This window comes from Mangrovibacter sp. MFB070, from assembly GCF_000705335.1.
In the GTDB taxonomy this organism is placed as follows: domain Bacteria; phylum Pseudomonadota; class Gammaproteobacteria; order Enterobacterales; family Enterobacteriaceae; genus Mangrovibacter; species Mangrovibacter plantisponsor.
This window is the reverse complement of the sequence record NZ_JJMI01000001.1, coordinates 18,008-36,365: the sequence shown is the minus strand read 5'-3', so window position 1 is coordinate 36,365 and position 18,358 is coordinate 18,008. Positions and strand designations below refer to the sequence as shown.

General features: G+C 50.4%; 22 protein-coding genes. 15 read left to right on the top strand and 7 right to left on the bottom strand.

Annotated elements, in window-relative coordinates:
• The 10 genes from fliJ (at window position 1) to rcsA (ending at window position 7,170) form a co-directional block, all read left to right on the top strand.
• Window positions 1-444, top strand: coding sequence for a flagellar export protein FliJ (gene fliJ / locus DT73_RS00205; protein WP_036102249.1), 444 nt, complete (start codon window positions 1-3; stop codon window positions 442-444).
• On the top strand, window positions 441-1,736 hold the full coding sequence (locus DT73_RS00200; protein WP_036102246.1) for a flagellar hook-length control protein FliK: 1,296 nt from the start codon (window positions 441-443) through the stop codon (window positions 1,734-1,736). The genes fliJ and DT73_RS00200 overlap by 4 nt, the downstream gene beginning before the upstream one ends.
• Before the next feature lie 102 nt (window positions 1,737-1,838).
• Window positions 1,839-2,315: a flagellar basal body-associated protein FliL gene (fliL, locus tag DT73_RS00195; protein ID WP_036102244.1), complete on the top strand. Its 477-nt coding sequence runs from the start codon at window positions 1,839-1,841 to the stop codon at window positions 2,313-2,315.
• 4 nt (window positions 2,316-2,319) lie between these two features.
• Window positions 2,320-3,321 carry a flagellar motor switch protein FliM gene (gene fliM, locus DT73_RS00190; RefSeq protein WP_036102242.1) on the top strand — a complete coding sequence of 334 codons (1,002 nt, stop codon included), beginning with the start codon at window positions 2,320-2,322 and terminating at the stop codon, window positions 3,319-3,321.
• Window positions 3,318-3,788 (top strand): flagellar motor switch protein FliN, encoded by a 471-nt coding sequence (fliN, locus tag DT73_RS00185; RefSeq protein ID WP_036102240.1) that lies wholly within the window; start codon window positions 3,318-3,320, stop codon window positions 3,786-3,788. The genes fliM and fliN overlap by 4 nt, the downstream gene beginning before the upstream one ends.
• Window positions 3,788-4,189, top strand: a complete 402-nt coding sequence (gene fliO / locus DT73_RS00180; RefSeq protein WP_036102238.1) for a flagellar biosynthetic protein FliO — start codon at window positions 3,788-3,790, stop codon at window positions 4,187-4,189. Before fliN ends, fliO begins: the two co-directional genes overlap by 1 nt.
• On the top strand, window positions 4,189-4,926 hold the full coding sequence (fliP, locus tag DT73_RS00175; protein ID WP_036102236.1) for a flagellar type III secretion system pore protein FliP: 738 nt from the start codon (window positions 4,189-4,191) through the stop codon (window positions 4,924-4,926). Before fliO ends, fliP begins: the two co-directional genes overlap by 1 nt.
• 15 nt (window positions 4,927-4,941) lie before the next feature.
• On the top strand, window positions 4,942-5,211 hold the full coding sequence (fliQ, locus tag DT73_RS00170) for a flagellar biosynthesis protein FliQ (RefSeq protein WP_036102234.1): 270 nt from the start codon (window positions 4,942-4,944) through the stop codon (window positions 5,209-5,211).
• A gap of 9 nt (window positions 5,212-5,220) precedes the next feature.
• Window positions 5,221-6,018 (top strand): flagellar biosynthetic protein FliR, encoded by a 798-nt coding sequence (gene fliR, locus DT73_RS00165; RefSeq protein ID WP_036102232.1) that lies wholly within the window; start codon window positions 5,221-5,223, stop codon window positions 6,016-6,018.
• 525 nt (window positions 6,019-6,543) lie between these two features.
• On the top strand, window positions 6,544-7,170 hold the full coding sequence (rcsA, locus tag DT73_RS00160; protein ID WP_036102225.1) for a transcriptional regulator RcsA: 627 nt from the start codon (window positions 6,544-6,546) through the stop codon (window positions 7,168-7,170).
• 255 nt (window positions 7,171-7,425) lie between these two features.
• On the opposite strand, the gene dsrB is transcribed toward rcsA, so the two are convergent.
• Window positions 7,426-7,614 (bottom strand): protein DsrB, encoded by a 189-nt coding sequence (gene dsrB, locus DT73_RS00155; protein WP_036102221.1) that lies wholly within the window; start codon window positions 7,612-7,614, stop codon window positions 7,426-7,428.
• 114 nt (window positions 7,615-7,728) lie between these two features.
• Between dsrB and DT73_RS00150 the strand changes: the two genes are divergently transcribed.
• From DT73_RS00150 to DT73_RS00140, 3 genes are all read left to right on the top strand, one after another.
• On the top strand, window positions 7,729-7,944 hold the full coding sequence (locus DT73_RS00150; protein ID WP_036102219.1) for a YodD family protein: 216 nt from the start codon (window positions 7,729-7,731) through the stop codon (window positions 7,942-7,944).
• A 345-nt stretch (window positions 7,945-8,289) separates the two neighbouring features.
• Window positions 8,290-9,102, top strand: a complete 813-nt coding sequence (locus tag DT73_RS00145; protein ID WP_036102216.1) for a mannosyl-3-phosphoglycerate phosphatase-related protein — start codon at window positions 8,290-8,292, stop codon at window positions 9,100-9,102.
• 10 nt (window positions 9,103-9,112) lie between these two features.
• Entirely contained in the window at window positions 9,113-10,333 is a 1,221-nt protein-coding gene (locus tag DT73_RS00140; RefSeq protein ID WP_036102213.1) for a glycosyl transferase, read from the top strand.
• A gap of 7 nt (window positions 10,334-10,340) precedes the next feature.
• Here DT73_RS00140 and dgcQ read toward each other — a convergent pair whose 3' ends face one another.
• The 3 genes from dgcQ to DT73_RS00130 form a co-directional block, all read right to left on the bottom strand.
• Window positions 10,341-11,999, bottom strand: a complete 1,659-nt coding sequence (dgcQ, locus tag DT73_RS00135; RefSeq protein WP_036102209.1) for a cellulose biosynthesis regulator diguanylate cyclase DgcQ — start codon at window positions 11,997-11,999, stop codon at window positions 10,341-10,343.
• A 414-nt stretch (window positions 12,000-12,413) separates the two neighbouring features.
• Window positions 12,414-12,578, bottom strand: a complete 165-nt coding sequence (locus DT73_RS25250) for a YodC family protein (protein ID WP_064594376.1) — start codon at window positions 12,576-12,578, stop codon at window positions 12,414-12,416.
• A gap of 91 nt (window positions 12,579-12,669) precedes the next feature.
• Window positions 12,670-13,575 carry a DUF808 family protein gene (locus DT73_RS00130; RefSeq protein ID WP_036102206.1) on the bottom strand — a complete coding sequence of 302 codons (906 nt, stop codon included), beginning with the start codon at window positions 13,573-13,575 and terminating at the stop codon, window positions 12,670-12,672.
• Between the two features lie 238 nt (window positions 13,576-13,813).
• Between DT73_RS00130 and yedA the strand changes: the two genes are divergently transcribed.
• On the top strand, window positions 13,814-14,725 hold the full coding sequence (gene yedA / locus DT73_RS00125; protein ID WP_036102204.1) for a drug/metabolite exporter YedA: 912 nt from the start codon (window positions 13,814-13,816) through the stop codon (window positions 14,723-14,725).
• 10 nt (window positions 14,726-14,735) lie between these two features.
• On the opposite strand, the gene DT73_RS00120 is transcribed toward yedA, so the two are convergent.
• On the bottom strand, window positions 14,736-15,221 hold the full coding sequence (locus DT73_RS00120) for a very short patch repair endonuclease (protein ID WP_036102203.1): 486 nt from the start codon (window positions 15,219-15,221) through the stop codon (window positions 14,736-14,738).
• Between the two features lie 101 nt (window positions 15,222-15,322).
• On the opposite strand from DT73_RS00120, the gene dcm reads away from it, so the two are divergent.
• On the top strand, window positions 15,323-16,705 hold the full coding sequence (gene dcm / locus DT73_RS00115) for a DNA (cytosine-5-)-methyltransferase (protein ID WP_051691227.1): 1,383 nt from the start codon (window positions 15,323-15,325) through the stop codon (window positions 16,703-16,705).
• A gap of 91 nt (window positions 16,706-16,796) precedes the next feature.
• Here the strand turns inward: dcm and fdoI are convergent, their stop codons facing one another.
• Entirely contained in the window at window positions 16,797-17,429 is a 633-nt protein-coding gene (gene fdoI / locus DT73_RS00110; protein WP_036102202.1) for a formate dehydrogenase cytochrome b556 subunit, read from the bottom strand.
• Window positions 17,429-18,358, bottom strand: a complete 930-nt coding sequence (gene fdxH / locus DT73_RS00105; protein ID WP_036102201.1) for a formate dehydrogenase subunit beta — start codon at window positions 18,356-18,358, stop codon at window positions 17,429-17,431. The genes fdoI and fdxH overlap by 1 nt, the downstream gene beginning before the upstream one ends.

Genomic DNA, 18,358 nt, shown 5'->3' with positions numbered 1-18,358 from the left:
ATGAGTCAACACAGTGCGTTAGACACATTACACGACCTGGCTGCAAAAGAAGTTGACGACGCCGCCATTCGTCTTGGTGATATGCGCCGTGGCTGTCAACAGGCCAAAGAACAGCTAGAAATGCTGCTTAATTACCAGAATGAATATCGCAATAATCTGAATAATGATATGTGCCAGGGAATCGCAAGCGAGCGCTGGCGTAATTATCAGCAATTTATTGCCACACTGGAAATTGCCATAGAACAGCACCGCAAGCAGTTGGAGCAGTGGAACCACAAGGTGGACCAGGCTCTGAACTTCTGGAAAGAAAAGAAACAGCGGCTCCAGGCCTGGGAGACCCTGCAGGAACGTAAAGCGACTGCAGCCCTGCAAGCAGAAAACCGCCAGGATCAGAAAAAAATGGATGAGTTTGCCCAACGGGCCTCACTGAGGAAAAGCGAATGATAACGTTACCCAAAATTGCCGTTACAGCAACCACAGATTCCGGCCAGGCGACCTCGGCTTTCAGCAAGGGCAAAGGTCTCAGCACGGATTTTCTCGCCTTGCTGGGTGAAACTCTGGGCCAACAACTCACGCTTGCCAACGGCAAAACTGTCTCTCTGGCACAACTGACGCAAAATGCTGCGGGTAAAAATACCGGAACCAGTGATGCAGACACGCCAACTTCACTTGGCGCATTGCTGGAACAGCTGGATAGCGCAACAGACGGAGATGCACAAAGTTTGCTGGCGTTATTGGGCGCGAAAACCGCGACATTAACCACCCGTGAAGGTGTAACAACCACTGACACCACGGCGACTACAGCCGAAGACGGCACTGCACTTTCTGACCAGCAGGTTTCTGCGCTGAGTGCATTGTTTGCAATGCTGCCCCAGCAAACGCCGGCAACAGCTCTGCAGGCAAAAACCACTGACGATGTGGCAACAGATAAAACCACGGGTGAAGGTAAACTCTCCACCTCTTTAGCGAGTATTCTGACCACCGGCCAGAACACAGCAACCAAAGCGCACACCACCGTTAGCAGCACAGACAAGCACGTAACAGATACCACAGCTGCGGCCAGTGCTCAGCAAACAGCACAGCAAAACGTGTTTAACCCAATGGCTGCGCAGGCCGATGTAAACACATCCGCACAGGCCACTCTGGATAACGCGGATAGTAAAACCGATAAACTGGCCTCTGCAATAAGCCAGGCCACCAGCCAGCATTCTGCCACCGCGTCTGTATTCAGCAGCACCAATGTCCTTCAGCCGCAATCTACCGCTCAGGTAGTGGCTCCGGCGACAGCGCAAATCAATGCGCAGTTAGGCACGTCTGAATGGCAACAAAATATTGGTCAGCAAATAACGCTGTTCACCCGTAACGGCCAACAAAACGCAGAATTACGCCTGCACCCTGAAGAACTGGGTGCCGTGCAAATCAGCCTGAAGCTCGAAGACAACCAGGCTCAGGTACATATGGTCGCAGCCCATAGCCATGTGCGTGCCGCACTGGAAGCTGCATTGCCAACCCTGCGTACGCAACTGGCAGAAAGTGGCATCCAACTGGGCCAGAGCAGTATTAGCAGCGATACCTTTGCCGGGCAGCAACAGCAACAGTTCAGTCAACAAAATAACGGCGGCAACAATAATCAAACCGGGTTTATGGCCGATAACAGTGACGACCAGGCAATTATCGCCCCGGCCAGTCTCACGGCAACAGGCTCTGGCAACAATGCCATTGATATCTTTGCTTAAACGTTAAAGTAGCGCGAATAATCGCGTCTTTTCCCGCTATTGTTCCCCGGCGAAGACGCGATAATAAAATGACGCAGTACTGACACAGGAATAATTCGCCAAATGACTGATACAGTTACTAAAGGTAAAGGAAGCAAACGTAAAATCTGGATACCTATACTGGTCCTGATTACTCTGGCTGCCTGCGCCGTAGCCGGTTACAGCTACTGGCGTATGCAACAGGCACCCGCGGATAAAACCGCGCATGCTGAACCGCCGCCGCCGCCTCCAGCACCCGTTTTTTTCCCATTGGATACATTTACAGTTAATCTGGGTGATGCAGATCGTGTGCTGTATATCGGCATTACACTGCGTCTCAAAGATGAAGAAACGCGCCAGCGTATTAATGATTTTCTGCCGGAAGTACGCAGCCGTTTGTTGCTGCTGCTTTCACGCCAGGATGCAACTGTGCTCGCAACCGATGAAGGCAAGCAAAAATTGATGGAAGCTATCAAACAAACGCTTGCTCCTCCTCTGGTGCCGGGGCAACCCCAACAGGTTGTCACTGACGTGTTGTACACTGCCTTTATTTTGCGGTGATGTGATGGGTGACAGTATTCTTTCTCAGGCGGAAATCGATGCATTGCTCAATGGTGGCAATGACAGCAGCGATGAGCCAAAAAAATCCGGGGGTGAGGGCGATGTTCGCCCCTATGACCCCAATACACAGCGCAGAATGGTGCGTGAACGTCTCCAGGCACTGGAGATAATCAACGAACGTTTTGCGCGCCAGTTCCGCATGGGGTTATTTAACCTGTTGCGTCGTAGCCCGGATATTACGGTGGGTGGTATTCGCATCCAGCCATATCTGGAATTTGCACGTAACTTACCGGTTCCGACTAACCTCAACCTGATTCATTTAAAACCGTTACGCGGCACCGGGTTGTTTGTGTTTTCGCCAAGCCTGGTGTTTATTGCGGTGGACAACCTGTTTGGTGGCGATGGCCGCTTTCCTACTAAAGTAGAAGGCCGTGAGTTTACCCATACCGAGCAGCGCGTTATCAACCGTATGCTTAAACTGGCACTGGAAGCCTACAGTGACGCCTGGAAAGCGATTTATCCATTAGATATCGAATATGTTCGTTCGGAGATGCAGGTGAAATTCACCAACATCACCACTTCGCCGAACGATATCGTGGTTAACACGCCCTTCCATGTGGAAATTGGTACGCTGACCGGGGAGTTCAATATTTGCCTGCCCTTCAGCATGATTGAGCCGTTACGTGAAACACTGGTTAACCCGCCACTGGAAAACTCCCGTCAGGAAGACCAGTCGTGGCGCGAAACTCTGGTTCGCCAGGTTCAGCATTCAGAGCTGGAACTGACAGCCAACTTCGCCGATGTTTCGCTACGCTTATCAGAAGTACTGAAATTAAAGCCTGGCGATGTGCTGCCAATTGATAAACCGGATCGCATTATCGCTCATGTGGATGGTGTACCGGTACTGACCAGCCAGTACGGCACCCTCAATGGCCAGTACGCGCTGCGCGTTGAACATTTGATTAACCCGATTTTGAATTCGATGAATGAGGAACAGCCCAAATGAGTGATACCAACCAACCGTCCGATGGAAAAGAAGGCTCAGTGGACGATCTGTGGGCTGACGCGCTGAACGAACAAAAAAGTACAGAATCGGCCGATGATCCCTGGGCAGAAGCACTGAACGAACAAAAAGAAGCGGAAAGTAAGCCTGCTGCCAGTAGCGACGGTATTTTCCGTTCTCTTGAAGATAAAGACGTGACGGGTTCTTTACAGGATATCGATTTAATTATGGATATCCCGGTCAAGCTGACCGTTGAACTGGGCCGTACCCGCATGACAATCAAAGAGCTGTTAAAACTGACACAAGGCTCTATTGTGTCGCTGGAAGGTCTGGCCGGGGAACCGCTGGATATTCTGATAAACGGCTACCTGATTGCCCAGGGTGAAGTAGTGGTAGTGGCAGATAAATACGGGGTACGTATTACCGATATTATCACGCCTTCTGAACGTATGCGTCGCCTGAGCCGCTGATGGCAAACCAGACCAGCGCGGTAGTCGCGCAGGATGTCAGTTCACCGGCCACGTCTCTTATTCAGGTGAGCGCCGCGTTATGCGTCATCATTATTCTGATTCTGGGCATTGCCTGGTTTGCTAAACGCTTTGGTTTTACCCCCAGGCATGGTAGTGCCCGGGGGCTGAAAGTCACTGCCAGTGTTACTGTTGGGCAGCGTGAAAAAGTGGTTATTGTTGATGTGGAAGATGCCCGGCTGGTTTTGGGCGTAACTGCCACACAAATAACCCATTTACACACCCTGCCCCCGGCAGTGCCAAATGAAGAAGAAACGCCTGCGGATGGTGCATCAGCACCACGCCAGCCGCCGAGTTTCCAGGATGCACTAAAAACAATTCTTAAACGTCAGGGGAAGCAGTGATGCGTCGTTTGCTGCCTTTCGCTTTAGCGGGTTTGTGGTTTGTCATGCCCGCCGCTTTTGCTCAGTTACCCGGTATTATCAGCCAGCCGCTGTCCGGCGGTGGGCAAAGCTGGTCACTACCCATTCAAACGCTGGTTTTCATCACCTCGCTGACCTTCCTGCCAGCTGTACTGCTGATGATGACCAGTTTTACCCGTATCATTATCGTGTTTGGCCTGTTGCGAAATGCTTTGGGTACCGCTTCATCACCACCAAACCAGGTGTTACTGGGTTTGGCGCTGTTTCTGACCTTTTTTATTATGGCTCCGGTGTTTGACAAAATTTATACCGATGCCTACCAGCCATTCAGCCAGAACCAGATTTCTATGGAGCAGGCAATTGAAAAAGGTGCGCAACCTTTGCGGCAGTTTATGTTGCGCCAGACTCGTGAAGCAGACCTGGCACTGTTTGCCCGCCTGTCCAAATCGCCACCGATTGAAGGCCCGGAAGCCGTTCCCATGCGCATTCTGTTGCCTGCTTATGTCACCAGCGAGTTAAAGACGGCGTTTCAAATCGGCTTCACCATTTTTATCCCGTTCCTGATTATTGACCTGGTGGTTGCCAGTGTCTTGATGGCGCTGGGTATGATGATGGTTCCACCGGCAACCATCTCACTGCCTTTTAAACTTATGCTGTTTGTTCTGGTGGATGGCTGGCAGTTGCTTGTCAGTTCGCTGGCGCAAAGTTTTTACAGTTAACCTGGAGACCCTGCGATGACACCAGAATCGGTCATGATGATGGGCACGGAAGCAATGCGTATCGCCATTATGCTGGCAGCCCCGCTGCTGTTAGTGGCGCTGGTCAGTGGCTTATTGATCAGTATGCTCCAGGCAGCAACCCAGATAAACGAAATGACCCTGGCCTTTATACCCAAAATTCTGGCCGTATTCGTGACGATTATCCTCGCCGGGCCATGGATGCTGAACCTGCTGCTTGATTATATGCGCACACTGTTCACCAACTTACCTTATATTATTGGTTAAGAATTATTTATGGTTGAGGTTACCAGTTTACAGTGGGCCGAGTGGCTGAACCTCTATTTCTGGCCTTTGCTGCGCATCATGGCCCTGATTGCGACTGCTCCCATTTTGAGTGAACGGGCGATTCCCCGCCAGGTAAAACTGGGCCTGGGCCTGATTATTACTGCAGTAGTCGCCCCATTATTACCCCCTTTCCCGGTAATCCCCATTTTCTCGCCAGAAGGCATCTGGACTGCGCTTCAGCAAACCATGATTGGCATTGCCATGGGCTTTACCATGCAAATCGCATTTGCTGCTATTCGTGCTGCCGGGGAAATTGTGGGCTTGCAGATGGGGTTGTCGTTCGCAACGTTTCTCGACCCGTCGAGCAACATGAGCATGCCAGTGCTGGCGCGGTTTATGGAAATGCTGGCACTGTTACTGTTTCTGACATGGAACGGGCATTTATGGATGATTTCCCTGCTGGTGGATTCTTTCCACACACTGCCCATTGGCCCGTCACTGATTAACCCGGATGTCTTTATGTCACTTGCCCGTGCAGGTGGCCTTATCTTTATCAATGGTATCATGCTGGCCTTACCATTGATTACGCTGTTGCTCACCGTTAACCTGGCATTAGGCCTGCTAAACCGCATGACACCGCAATTATCTGTTTTTGTGATCGGTTTCCCAATTACGCTGACTACAGGCATGATTATCATCGCGGTTCTGATGCCGCTTATCGCGCCCTTCGCTGAACGCCTGTTCGCGGATCTGTTTAATCTGCTTTCTGAAATCATTAGCAATATTGGAGTAACGACACCCTCCTGATACATTCACCACCTAAGGAAAATCTTAAAATCAAAACCACCAATCAGCCCTAAGCATAAAGCAGGCCTGCTTTAAAAGATTTCTCCCCTTTCCCATAACAAAACATTCTCTTTACTTTGAGAAGATTCCTGGCAAATTATACAGAACTTTACGGGATAGTGACTTTACCTGAAATACAGAGATACTTCTGGTGAATGGCTTGTCTGCTGAATGTTTATTTATGTTGCACTGCACGCCCGTCAGGAAACAGATTTGAATGCACTGTATCCGGCCAGCTATTCAGGTACCGGGTCAGTACAGCAAAATAATGTATTGTGATGTGGCGAGGTTCCAGTATTTATGGGTGCGCGTGAGATAAGATAACCGGATTAACAGGAATTTATCTCAACCATAAATAGCACAAGCAAACAGCCGTGTTTGTCTTTCAGGCACGCTAATCCGGTATGGATTTTTGTTTAGCGTCACGACGCGAATGGTTAACATACGTTGTGCTTTTACGGATAACACGTTTAGTGAGGGTTTGCTATGTCGACGATTATCATGGACTTATGTAGCTATACCCGGCTAGGGCTCACCGGTTACCTGGCCAGTCGGGGGGTAAAGAAGCGACATATTTTGAATGTTGAAAATGTCGGTGAACTTGCCGTCTCTTGCCAGTCTGCCCAGCCTAATGTGGTATTTATAAACGAAGACTGTTTTATTCATGATGCAGAAAGTAGTCAGCGGATAAAGCAGATCATCAACCAATATCCATCCACACTATTTATTGTGTTTATGGCTATTGCGAATATTCATTTCGACGAATATTTGCGCGTTCGGAAAAATTTATTGATTAGTTCTAAATCAATTAAGCCTGAAGCACTTGACAGCATTGTTGGTGATTATTTAGCAACCGAAAATCAGTGTATTACACAGATATCCGTTCCTACTTTATCGTTAAGCCGTACTGAATCTCACATGTTAAAAATGTGGATGTCCGGGCAGGATACCATCCAGATTTCTGACCAGATGAATATCAAGGCTAAGACGGTTTCATCCCACAAAGGGAATATTAAGAAGAAGATTAAAACGCACAATAAGCAAGTGATTTATCATGTTGTCCGTCTGGCTGATAACGTCACAAATGGCATTTTTGTTAATATGCGGTCCTGACCATCACAACTCTTTACCCTACATGAAAATAATAATGTAATCTGCACAGCAACGGCATGTGTTTGACTTGTTAATCACATCGCCGTCAAGCCGTACACCAGCAGCCACTACAATGTACATAACAATTAAAAACAATAAGTTAAAACACCAGTCACATTCCCGGAATCTTCTCAAAAAGCCGTCAACTCATGCGTTAGAGGCAAAAAAAAACCGGGCAGTGTAATACTCAGCCCGGTAGTCGTACCCTGCAGTGAATCAGGCGGTTTTTTCAACAAAAATACCATCCGGGTGGTCTTTCTCATTAAAGAACCAAATACCCAACGGGTAATCTTCCAGTGAAACCAAATACATGGTGCCTTCACTAAATTGCTCTACTGCCAGCACGACACCAGGGCGTCGCGGGCCACCATCAGTTTTCACTGTCACATGATCGTTAATATTCATACCACCCTCCGAATCATTGTTGGGTTTAGTTTAGATGAATTTACCAGGCCAGGTAACCACAAAAAATACAGCTATACTTTAACTGGCTAATTGGCGTTCAGAGGGGTAACAGAAATGACTTCCCGTAATACTGGCAGTAACGCTGTCGATGTGGATGCTTTACTGGCAGCCATTAATGAAATTAGCGAAAGTGAAGTGCGTCGGGCTGACAACGCGGAACATCCGCAACGTGTGAGTGTTGACGGGCGCAACTTTCATACCTGGCCTGAGCTTGCTGATGCGTTCGAACTGGATATTCGCGATTTCAGCGTGGCCGAAATTAACCGCTAAAATAAAGCGCCCCGGCTACAGGTTTATCCCGTGGCCGGGGCGAACTCTTGCCTGCGCAAGTAGCATCAAAAATTCGTTACACCAGAAAAACCGGTGCCGATGGAAAACATAACTACAGATTCCTCTTAAAACAAGCATATATTCTATTATTCCAGGCTGGCAAAAGTGAAACACGCCACTGACTGTGTATTGCGGCTGTTTTATCCATAAGAAAAACGACTGCTTGAGCGGCCTGGAATCAGCGTATTCTTAGGAATAACCTGGCGACATACGCTGTCCCAATTCTGTAACCGTAATACAGCATGATTTCTGTGCTGTAGTGGGCGATAAGGAAAGGAGGACAACATGCCGCATCTTCGTCAGCCATTGCTGATTTTTAGTGACCTCGATGGCACTCTCCTCGACCACCATACTTATGACTGGCAACCTGCCGCCAGCTGGCTGGCGCGCCTTAAGCAACATGACGTGCCCGTGATTCTGTGCAGCAGCAAAACACCTGTCGAAATCACCCGGTGGCAAAAAATACTGGGCTTAACCGGCCACCCTTTTATCGCAGAAAATGGCGCGGCTATTCAGTACCCCGGACCGGACAGTAAACCAGAGCCACTGACCCACAATGGCATTACCCGGGCAAACATTGGTGAGTTGCTCCATTCACTGCGGCGAGATTTCCGGTTTACGGGTTTTCTCAATGTGGATGTCAGCCAGGTTTGCAGCTGGACCGGGTTAAACCCTGAACAGGCCGCCCTTGCCATGCAGCGTACCGCATCGGAACCCCTGATATGGGAAGACACACCTGAACGCCTCGGCGAGTTCCGTGCAGCGTTACGCCGTGTGGGTCTTGGCCTGACTCAGGGTGGGCGCTTTTGGCATGTTGCTGATATTGATGCAGGGAAAGGCCGGGGAGCGCAGGCCATCATTACTTTTTACCAGCAACATGATGGTATCCGCCGCCTGACGTTAGGGTTAGGTGACGCGCCTAATGACGCCAGCCTGCTGAATGAGATGGATTACGCCGTGGTCATTAACAGCCACGGCACGGGTAAACTCTGCCCGCAACAAGAACAACAACAACCTGACCGCATTTTGCGTACCACGCACTACGGCCCGGAGGGCTGGCGAGAAGGCCTGGATCACTTTATTTCAGTTTCCGATTGAGGAGGGAATAATGACCGACTTTCATCAAAATGGTGTCATCACAAACTTTCATAACCTGGTTAAGCGGCCAACAGAATCGCTGGAGACCGCTCTGCGTGGTTTCTCACGTAAACATAAAATGGGGCTGATACTCCCTTCCCTTTTTTCTGAGCTGGAAGGCCCGGCACTGAAGAATATTGTTACCCAACTGGCCACCGTAGACTGGCTGGAAGAGATTGTGATTGGCCTTGATAATGCCACTCGCGAACAATTCCTTTATGCACGCGAGTTTTTTGCTCAACTCCCCCAGCACCACCGGATTTTGTGGAACGACGGGCCACGCCTGAAGGCGCTGGATGCCGAACTGGAAAAAGAAGGTCTCGCACCCGGAGCTATGGGTAAAGGGCGCAATGTCTGGTTTTGCACCGGCTATACACTGGCCTCGGATAAAACCCAGTGTGTAGCCCTGCACGACTGTGACATTCTCACCTGGGATAAAGGCATGCTGGCACGGCTATTTTACCCGGTTGCCAACCCGTCGTTTGATTATGTCTTCAGTAAGGGGTTTTACGCCCGGGTTGCCAATAACAAACTGAATGGCCGCGTGGGTCGCTTGCTGGTCGGCCCGTTACTACGTTCTCTGCGAATGGTCTATGGCAACAGTGACTACCTGGAATACCTGAGCAGTTTCCGTTACCCGTTGTCTGGTGAGTTCGCCATGCGCACGCAAGTTTTAAAAGGCATTAAAATCCCGGGAGACTGGGGACTGGAAATTGGCGTGTTATCTGAAATCTACCGCAATTACGCAACCCGGCAGACTTGCCAGGTCGAAATTGCTGATAACTACGACCATAAGCACCAGAACCTGACTGGTGAAGACGGTAGTGGGGGTTTGCGGCGTATGTGTAATGACATTGTCCAGTCATTGCTGCGCAAACTGGCCACCCAGGGTGCACAGGTGACCGGGGATTCCTTCCGGGTACTGAAAGCGACCTACTACCGGAATGCGCTGGATGTCATTGAAATGTACCGCCATGATGCAGTAATGAATGGCCTGTCGTTTGATTTGCACAACGAAGAAGCTGCCGTTGAGATGTTCACTCAGGTGATTCTTGAGGCGGGACAGGCCTTTGTGGAACGCCCTAACGACAAACCATTCATTCCCAGTTGGAGCCGGGTTCAGTCCGCCTTTCCTGACCTGCTGCCACGGCTGTATGACGCCGTAGAGCTGGACAACAAAGGCGAAGTGTAGATATTGATTAGTCTTCAGCACAAACCCGGTTTCGCCCGCCTTCTTTGGCGGCGTACAGCCGGTTGTCTGCAACGGATTGCAGATGCTCAAAATCATAATCGCCTTTTTCTGTTGAGCTGCTGACACCAAAAGACGCGCTGATAGCAATTACCACCTCTGCGCTGTACACCACAGGTTTGCTGGCAAGTTTCTCACGAATACGCTCAGCCACCTGAGCTGCATCGGTAATACTGGCTCCGGGCATCACAATACAAAACTCCTCGCCCCCTACCCGCCCGGCAATATCCTGGCCTCGCACCGTATTACTGATAATTGCAGCGGCATGTTTCAGCACTTTATCCCCGGCCTGATGCCCCCAGGTGTCATTGATGCTTTTGAAATGATCAAGATCTAACTGAATCACCGAAAAAGGCTGGCTATTCGGGCGACAACGGGCAGACAACTGTTGCGCCTGATCTATAAACGCACCACGGTTAAACAGGCGCGTCATCGTGTCATAATTGGCGCGCCACGACAGCGTGCTTTGCATCACAGACATGCTGGTCACCAGGCGGCGGATAAAATACCAGGTCCCAATCAGCAATACGGTGAACATTACCCAGACAAAAACCAGGAGCAGAATAATATGCCCAAAGTCCCCGCGTAGCCCCTGATAGAGGTTATGTTCCCGAATCAACACACCATCAAAACTATCGAGCTTCGCCCAGGTAATGAAGCGGTTTTGCATCCGCAAGGCGCCCACAGTATTGCTGCTCATGTCCTGCGCCAGGCGAGCCTGGTCAACAGGGCTCATCACCAAATGTTCACCATGGCGACCCTGGCTTGAAGTCAGTGCGGTGAGTTTGCTGTCCAGCAGGTACACTGAGCCATTATCCGTTGAGTGTTGCTCAGCAATCCCTTTAAGGTAGCCGTGCAACACATCCAGCGTAAAATCCATCCCGATTACGCCATACCAGTAACCTTCGTAATCCAGCGGAACACTGGCGGTCACCACCTGATACTCCGGGTTGGTTTTATCCTGATAATAACTCCAGCACACTGCACGGTCCGGGTTATTGGCCGGGGATTGCTGGGCAAAAAATGGCCGGGACAACATGCGCCGGAAGGTGGTCTGAACTGACTTATCCAGCTTATGCCCATTACTGGTAACAAACATCCCGGCACGGGAAATATACCAGGTGCGGAACTGTAGCGTACTGGCATAGCGCGATAACGGCAGCAAGTAACTCAGTTCCAGTGCGGCACTCAATTCTCTGTCGAGTGCACGGTTGTTACGCATTAAATCGCTGTGCTGCTCGACAAACTCTTCAGATACCCCAAACACAGGAATGGTACGCCGCTGGTCATAACTAATCGACCACCAGGGTTTATGGCGCTCGCGGTTAAATGCTTTCAGGCTTGGATGCGTGCTATTGGTAATAAAAGGCGTATCCAGCGAAAACTCCATTGCCTGCTGGTAAAAAAACAAAATATCAACACTGTGCTGCAGTTGTTTGTCCAGGGAAGAAGCTATGTTATCCAGCGTATTACGCTGGTCGCTGATATAGGCCTGCTCCAGCATCACGCCTTCTCGCCACACCAGTAGCGAGGCCCCCAAAAACACAAGGGTAAAACAGAGCGTAACAAGTTTTTGGGGGTTTTTGATATTAGTTAACTTAGCGAACATGCGGCCTCACTGGCTCCATCCGCTCTGCGTACGGGCAAAAATACGGTGCAACTGGCGTACTCAGATGCTGCGGAATTCCCTTCATGCATCAAATTGCGGCAATAACGGCAACTACTCCGATTTCCGGCAGTATCCATTTTCTGCAATATTTTCTGCAATATAGCAAAGCGGTTACTGCATAGCAGACTGACATGCATAACAATTGAAAATGTTGGGTATGGGAAGAATCACCGGCGTTAGCGCCCACAGAAATGAAAATGGCGTAAAACCGGAGAAGATTTGCGCGACATAATATAGCCCGCTCACTTATCGGTAAATACGCCATAGACTAATCCTGGATAACCGGCAGCCCAAACTGAACTGCCGGTTACCCTGTTTATTTCTTTGCACTGGATAACGCGGAATTACTGCTCGCTAATCCATTCCACCGGCAATTAATTCATCCTCATGGAAGGCTTCACGTTGTACGCAAAAACCATCGTACCAACGGCACTCCACCATGCCACTGGCATAACCCGTGACTATCATCCGGGGTCCGCCTGATTTACGCCGCACTTCATCACTGACGAAAAAGACCATCTTTGCCTCCATTATCAGGGTGAATACCAACAGATAATGTATAGCAAGAGTTTTGGCAGTTTGCGCACAAAAAATGCGCAATTATTTTCGCTTATTTGCCTGCTCTAATACGGTTCACCAGAGCCACAGCGCCGACAACCACGGCACCGAGCAACATTCCCACCACCAGCGTAGCTACCGGGGTTATCAACCAGCCCGGTAAATTTTCAGACAATGCTGAAAGCGCTTCAATGTGATGGTGCAGCCAGGGTATGCCATGAACCAGGATACCGCCACCCACTAAAAACATGGCAAGCGTACCCACCACTGACAATGTTTTCATCAGCCAGGGAGCAAGTATCAGCAACCCTTTACCCAGAATTTGGGCCAACACTGAAGGGCGTTTTTCCAGCCACCAGCCCATATCGTCAAGCTTAACGATAACCCCGACAATACCGTACACCCCAACGGTGACCAGCAGCGCAATCCCTGCCAGTATCACTATCTGGTTGATTAACGGCGCACTGGAGACAATCCCCAACGTCAGCGCGACAATTTCTGCCGAGAGGATAAAATCGGTACGGATGGCACCTTTCACTTTCGCACGTTCGTACTGCACAGGATCCTGGTTTGCCAGTTGGCTGAGCCGGGCTTCACGCTGTTCATCTGAATTTTCATGGCGTGATGCCAGGCTGTGCAGCACTTTTTCCATGCCTTCAAAACACAAAAACGCACCGCCCAGCATTAATAGCGGTGTAATAGCCCAGGGAATAAAAGCACTGATAAGTAAGGCCATAGGTACCAAAATTACCTTGTTGACCAGAGACCCTTTTGCTACCTGCCACACCACGGGCAATTCCCGGTTGGCCCTGACACCAGTAACTTGTTGAGCATTGAGCGACAAGTCATCGCCCAGGACACCTGCCGTTTTCTTCGCGGCAAGTTTCCCCATAACAGAAATATCATCCAGTAATGTTGCAATATCATCCAGTAAGGTTAATAAACTACTTCCTGCCACAGGTATCAGTCCTCATCATTATTGTGTTTGCACCTCGTCTGGCAGCCAGATGACGGAATATGTCAGCCCCAGACGCAGGTCGCTTTATCTCACTCATTTCAGCCGGTTTACCTTGCTGAAACTGCGCATATGTCAACACAAAAATAACACCAATGACACAAGTAAATCACTCGCCAGCCTGATACTTTTCCGGTTAACTATCAGGGTACTTATTATTTGTCAGATTTTGCGAGGGATTATGCGTGTTGGCAATTTGTTGCCGTTAGTCGGTGCGCTGTTTGCGCTGTATATCATCTGGGGTTCAACCTATTTTGCTATTCGTATTGGCGTTGAAAGCTGGCCGCCGCTAATGATGGCAGGGACTCGTTTTCTCAGTGCGGGAGTGCTGTTATTACTGTTTTTACTAATACGCGGCCATCGCCTGCCGCCAGTGCGCCAAATTTTTAATGCGGTGCTGCTGGGCTTTCTGTTATTAGCGGTGGGTAATGGTCTGGTTACTGTTGCTGAACACCAAAATGTCCCGTCAGGTATTGCGGCGGTGATGGTGGCGACAGTTCCGCTGTTCACTCTGTGTTTTAGCCGGTTGTTCGGTATCAAAACACGCAAAATAGAATGGATGGGGATCGCGTTCGGCCTTGCGGGCATTGTGCTGCTGAATAGTGGCGGCAACCTGAGTGGTAACCCCTGGGGCGCGCTGATGATCCTGATTGGGTCATTAAGCTGGGCATTTGGTTCCGTGTATGGTTCACGTATTACCCTGCCGCAAGGGATGATGGCGGGCGCTATTGAAATGCTGGCCGCGGGGGTGATTTTACTGTTTGCCTCGGCGCTCACTGGCGAACGCCTCACAGCCCTGCCCTCTGCGTCCGGCTTCTTTGCCGTGGCCTACCTGGCTTTATTTGGGTCAATTATCGCCATTAATGCTTATATGTTCCTGATACGTAATGTCTCCCCGGCCATTGCGACCAGTTATGCCTATGTTAACCCGGTGGTGGCTGTATTACTCGGAACCGGGTTTGCCGGTGAATCACTCTCAGGCAAAGAGTGGCTGGCACTGGGGATTATTATTTTCGCCGTAGTGCTGGTGACGCTTGGAAAGACACTGTTTCCGGTAAAAACCGCTGCTGAGCCTTGCCCGGCAGAAAAATAACGCCAAACGGTCAGGCAGGCCCACTGTCTGACCGGTCATGAATACCCTGCGAGTCAATTTCCGCCAGTATTCCTCCACTGAAAATCCACTCCTCCAGCCGGGTGGAGAGTTGTTCGTCAGTCAGTTTTTCTTTACCACGTAACGCACACTCCCACACCCACAATACCCGCCAGCCGCTGGCAATTAGTTGCTGGGTGTCACGCACATCCCGCTGCGCATTGTTACCCAGCTTTTCGAGCCAGAATTCGGTACGCGTTGCCGGGACTTTAAACAAATGGCAATCATGGCGATGCCAGAAGCAACCATGGGTAAACACCACACACTGTTGCGCATCAACAACAAAATCCGGGCAGCCAGGCAATGTTTTATCCTGCACTCGGTAGTCAAACCCCAGGCTGTCGAGCAGCCCGGCCAGGCGCTGTTCTATTGCTGTATCACTGGTGTGAATGGCCTGCATATTTTTGCGCCGTACCGCTTTGCTGTGAACATCTGCCATCGTTTTTCCCTGCCCGTAACAATATGTGCAACATGCTGCCAATAGGCGAAGCGAGCCATGTGTGGTAATCTGCGCGCACTTTCTGCGGATAAGATTGCACCATGGACGCGACTGAATCACTGATTACGCCAACAGCATTTACTGGCACAGATGCCGACTGCCTGCAGCATGTGCTGGCTGTTTATGATACCAAAACCATTCTTGCGGCGCTGAATGAAGTCAGCCCCGGCCGCTGGAACCGCCCCAAATTACAACAGGCCCGCCAGCACAACGGGCAGGCATTAACCGAGGCAGAAATAATCCGGTTAGCCGCCATGCTCCCTTCGCCCCCGGCAACACCAAAAAACCGTTTTCGCTTTATTGACCTGTTTGCCGGTATTGGCGGCATTCGCAGTGGGTTTGAAGCAATTGGTGGCGAGTGTGTTTTTACCAGTGAATGGAACAAACATGCGGTAAAAACCTACAAAGCGAACTGGTACTGCAGCCCTGCGCACAAATTTAACCATGACATTCGCGATATCACCCTGAGTAACCAGCCCGAAATCAGCCAGCAGGCTGCCTGGCAGAATATCGACAATAACATTCCCGACCACCATGTATTGCTGGCCGGTTTTCCCTGCCAGCCATTCAGTTTAGCGGGGGTCAGTAAGAAAAATGCACTCGGGCGCGCACACGGTTTTGAGTGTGAAACCCAGGGTACACTGTTTTTCGATGTTGCCCGCATTATTGCCGTTAAACGCCCGGCCATTTTTGTGCTGGAGAACGTTAAGAACCTGAAAAGCCATGATAAAGGCAACACATTTCGGGTTATCCAGAACACTCTGGATGAGCTGGGTTACGATGTAGCAGACAGCAGCGATAACAGTGCCTCAGACCCGAAAATTATCGACGGGAAACATTTTCTTCCTCAGCACCGCGAGCGGATTGTTCTGGTTGGTTTTCGCCGCGATTTAGCCCTGGCTGATAACTTCACCTTGCGTGATATTGCACAGTTTTACCCGGAACAACGGCCAACATTCAGCAACCTGCTGGATAACGAGGTCAACCCGAAATACATCCTCAGCGAAATTCTGTGGAAGTACCTGTATAACTATGCCCGTAAACACCGGGAAAAAGGGAATGGCTTTGGCTTCGGTCTGGTTGACCCGCACAACCCGCACGCGGTGGCACGCACGCTCTCGGCGCGTTATTACAAAGATGGCTCCGAGATTCTGGTAGACCGCGGCTGGAACAGCGCATTAGGCGAACAGGATTTTGGCGATAAAGGCAACCAGGCTAACCGCCCCCGTAAGCTGACACCCCGTGAATGCGCACGCCTGATGGGCTTTGAACAACCAGGTGAAGCCCGGTTCCGTATCCCGGTATCTGATACCCAGGCCTGGCGCCAGTTTGGTAATTCGGTGGTGGTTCCGGTGTTTGCTGCGGTGGCCAAATTACTGGCATCACGTATTGATAAAGCAGTCGAACTGACACGCAAGCCATAAAAAAACCCGGGTTACCCGGGTTTTTCTTATCATGCACAAAATTATCTTCACAGAACAATCTTTGCAGAACAATCTTTGCAAAATAAACGCGTTATTCGTTCTGTGAACGTTTCTGCTGCAACTCACGGTACCAGCGCGGGTGGTGTTTTTTCGCCCAGGTACCGGTCACCCAGCCTTCTACCATCGCTGTAATTGTGCCCTTCACCCACAGTGCCGCGTAAATATGCACCATGATAACCACAATCAACGCCACCGCAGCGAAAGAGTGTACCAACAGCGCCAGGCGAATCACCGGGATGGGGAAATATGGCGCAAACCACGGGCGCCAGATAACCACACCACTGACCAGTAACAAAAGCAGCAGTAAGATTGCGCCCCAAAAGACGCATTTCTGCCCAAAGTTATACCGCCCGGTGTCGCCCACTTCCTGGTTTTGAGCAATTTTATGGATGTTTTTTGCCCATAAAATATCGTCGCGGGTGACCAGGTTATGGTGCCAGTAGCGGAAGAACATCAGGATAAACGAACAGAACATCAGCACCCCGGCAAAGGGGTGAAGAATGCGTGCCAGTTGCGGTGTACCAAAAATATTCATCAGCCAGTTAAACGACGGGAAAAAGAACCCCAGGCCACTAATGGCGACAAACAAAAAGCAGAACGCGGTTACCCAGTGGTTAATACGTTCCGGCGCAGTGTAGCGAATAATCTTCTCTTCTTTCTTCATTATTCAGCCCCTTCCTTCTCTTTTTGTCCTTTGTGCTCTTTCCCCTGGGTTTCACCTTCGCCTTCATCTTCCGGTTCAGCCCTGTTCGGCCCAACCCCCACATAATGGAATATGCTGGCGGCGAAAGTGGCGGCAAAGCCGATGGCTGCCAGCGGTTTCCAAATGCCTTTCCAGAATTTAACCGTCTCGCTGATAGCGGGGTTTTCTGGCAAACCATGGTAGAGCCCCGGGCGGTCGGCATGATGCAGCACGTACATAACATGCGTACCACCCACGCCCTGCGGGTCATACAGCCCGGCATTTTTGAAACCACGGGTATTCAGTTCTTCCACACGCTCTTGCGCCAGCACCTGCATCTCTTCTTTACTGCCAAAGTGAATAGCCCCGGTTGGGCAGGTTTTTACACATGCCGGCTCCTGGCCCACCGTGACGCGATCCACACAGAGTGTGCATTTATACGCGCGGTTATCTTCTTTGTTGATACGCGGCACATTGAACGGGCACCCGGCAATGCAGTAACCGCAGCCGATACAGTGCTCAGACTGAAAATCCACAATGCCGTTCACATACTGAATAATAGCCCCTTCTGACGGGCAGGCTTTCAGGCAGCCCGGGTCACTACAGTGCATGCAGCCATCTTTGCGAATCAGCCACTGCAGGCGTCCATCTTCCACCACTTCGGAAAAACGCATCACAGTCCATGATTTGGCACTGAGATCCATCGGGTTGTCGTACACCCCATGGTTGTGCCCCACTTCGTCGCGAATGTCGTTCCATTCCGAACACGCCACCTGGCAGGCCTTACAGCCAATGCAACTGGTGACATCAATTAGCTTCGCCACTTCCTGTTTGTGATCCCGGGCCTGTGGCGCGGGCGTCAAACCATTGGTTGCCGAGCGGCGTAAAATATCCTGAGATTGATATGACAT

Bases quoted from the DNA above. Each gene is read 5' to 3' on its own strand.
- dcm (WP_051691227.1), top strand. From the start codon at position 15,323: ATGGACGCGACTGAATCACTGATTACGCCAACAGCATTTACTGGCACA.
- fliM (WP_036102242.1), top strand. From the start codon at position 2,320: ATGGGTGACAGTATTCTTTCTCAGGCGGAAATCGATGCATTGCTCAAT.
- dsrB (WP_036102221.1), bottom strand. From the start codon at position 7,614: ATGAATATTAACGATCATGTGACAGTGAAAACTGATGGTGGCCCGCGA.
- fdxH (WP_036102201.1), bottom strand. From the start codon at position 18,358: ATGTCATATCAATCTCAGGATATTTTACGCCGCTCGGCAACCAATGGT.
- DT73_RS00150 (WP_036102219.1), top strand. From the start codon at position 7,729: ATGACTTCCCGTAATACTGGCAGTAACGCTGTCGATGTGGATGCTTTA.
- fliR (WP_036102232.1), top strand. From the start codon at position 5,221: ATGGTTGAGGTTACCAGTTTACAGTGGGCCGAGTGGCTGAACCTCTAT.
- rcsA (WP_036102225.1), top strand. From the start codon at position 6,544: ATGTCGACGATTATCATGGACTTATGTAGCTATACCCGGCTAGGGCTC.
- fliO (WP_036102238.1), top strand. From the start codon at position 3,788: ATGGCAAACCAGACCAGCGCGGTAGTCGCGCAGGATGTCAGTTCACCG.
- yedA (WP_036102204.1), top strand. From the start codon at position 13,814: ATGCGTGTTGGCAATTTGTTGCCGTTAGTCGGTGCGCTGTTTGCGCTG.
- fliQ (WP_036102234.1), top strand. From the start codon at position 4,942: ATGACACCAGAATCGGTCATGATGATGGGCACGGAAGCAATGCGTATC.
- DT73_RS00120 (WP_036102203.1), bottom strand. From the start codon at position 15,221: ATGGCAGATGTTCACAGCAAAGCGGTACGGCGCAAAAATATGCAGGCC.
- dgcQ (WP_036102209.1), bottom strand. From the start codon at position 11,999: ATGTTCGCTAAGTTAACTAATATCAAAAACCCCCAAAAACTTGTTACG.
- DT73_RS00200 (WP_036102246.1), top strand. From the start codon at position 441: ATGATAACGTTACCCAAAATTGCCGTTACAGCAACCACAGATTCCGGC.
- DT73_RS00145 (WP_036102216.1), top strand. From the start codon at position 8,290: ATGCCGCATCTTCGTCAGCCATTGCTGATTTTTAGTGACCTCGATGGC.
- fliL (WP_036102244.1), top strand. From the start codon at position 1,839: ATGACTGATACAGTTACTAAAGGTAAAGGAAGCAAACGTAAAATCTGG.
- fdoI (WP_036102202.1), bottom strand. From the start codon at position 17,429: ATGAAGAAAGAAGAGAAGATTATTCGCTACACTGCGCCGGAACGTATT.
- fliJ (WP_036102249.1), top strand. From the start codon at position 1: ATGAGTCAACACAGTGCGTTAGACACATTACACGACCTGGCTGCAAAA.
- fliN (WP_036102240.1), top strand. From the start codon at position 3,318: ATGAGTGATACCAACCAACCGTCCGATGGAAAAGAAGGCTCAGTGGAC.
- DT73_RS00140 (WP_036102213.1), top strand. From the start codon at position 9,113: ATGACCGACTTTCATCAAAATGGTGTCATCACAAACTTTCATAACCTG.
- DT73_RS25250 (WP_064594376.1), bottom strand. From the start codon at position 12,578: ATGGTCTTTTTCGTCAGTGATGAAGTGCGGCGTAAATCAGGCGGACCC.
- fliP (WP_036102236.1), top strand. From the start codon at position 4,189: ATGCGTCGTTTGCTGCCTTTCGCTTTAGCGGGTTTGTGGTTTGTCATG.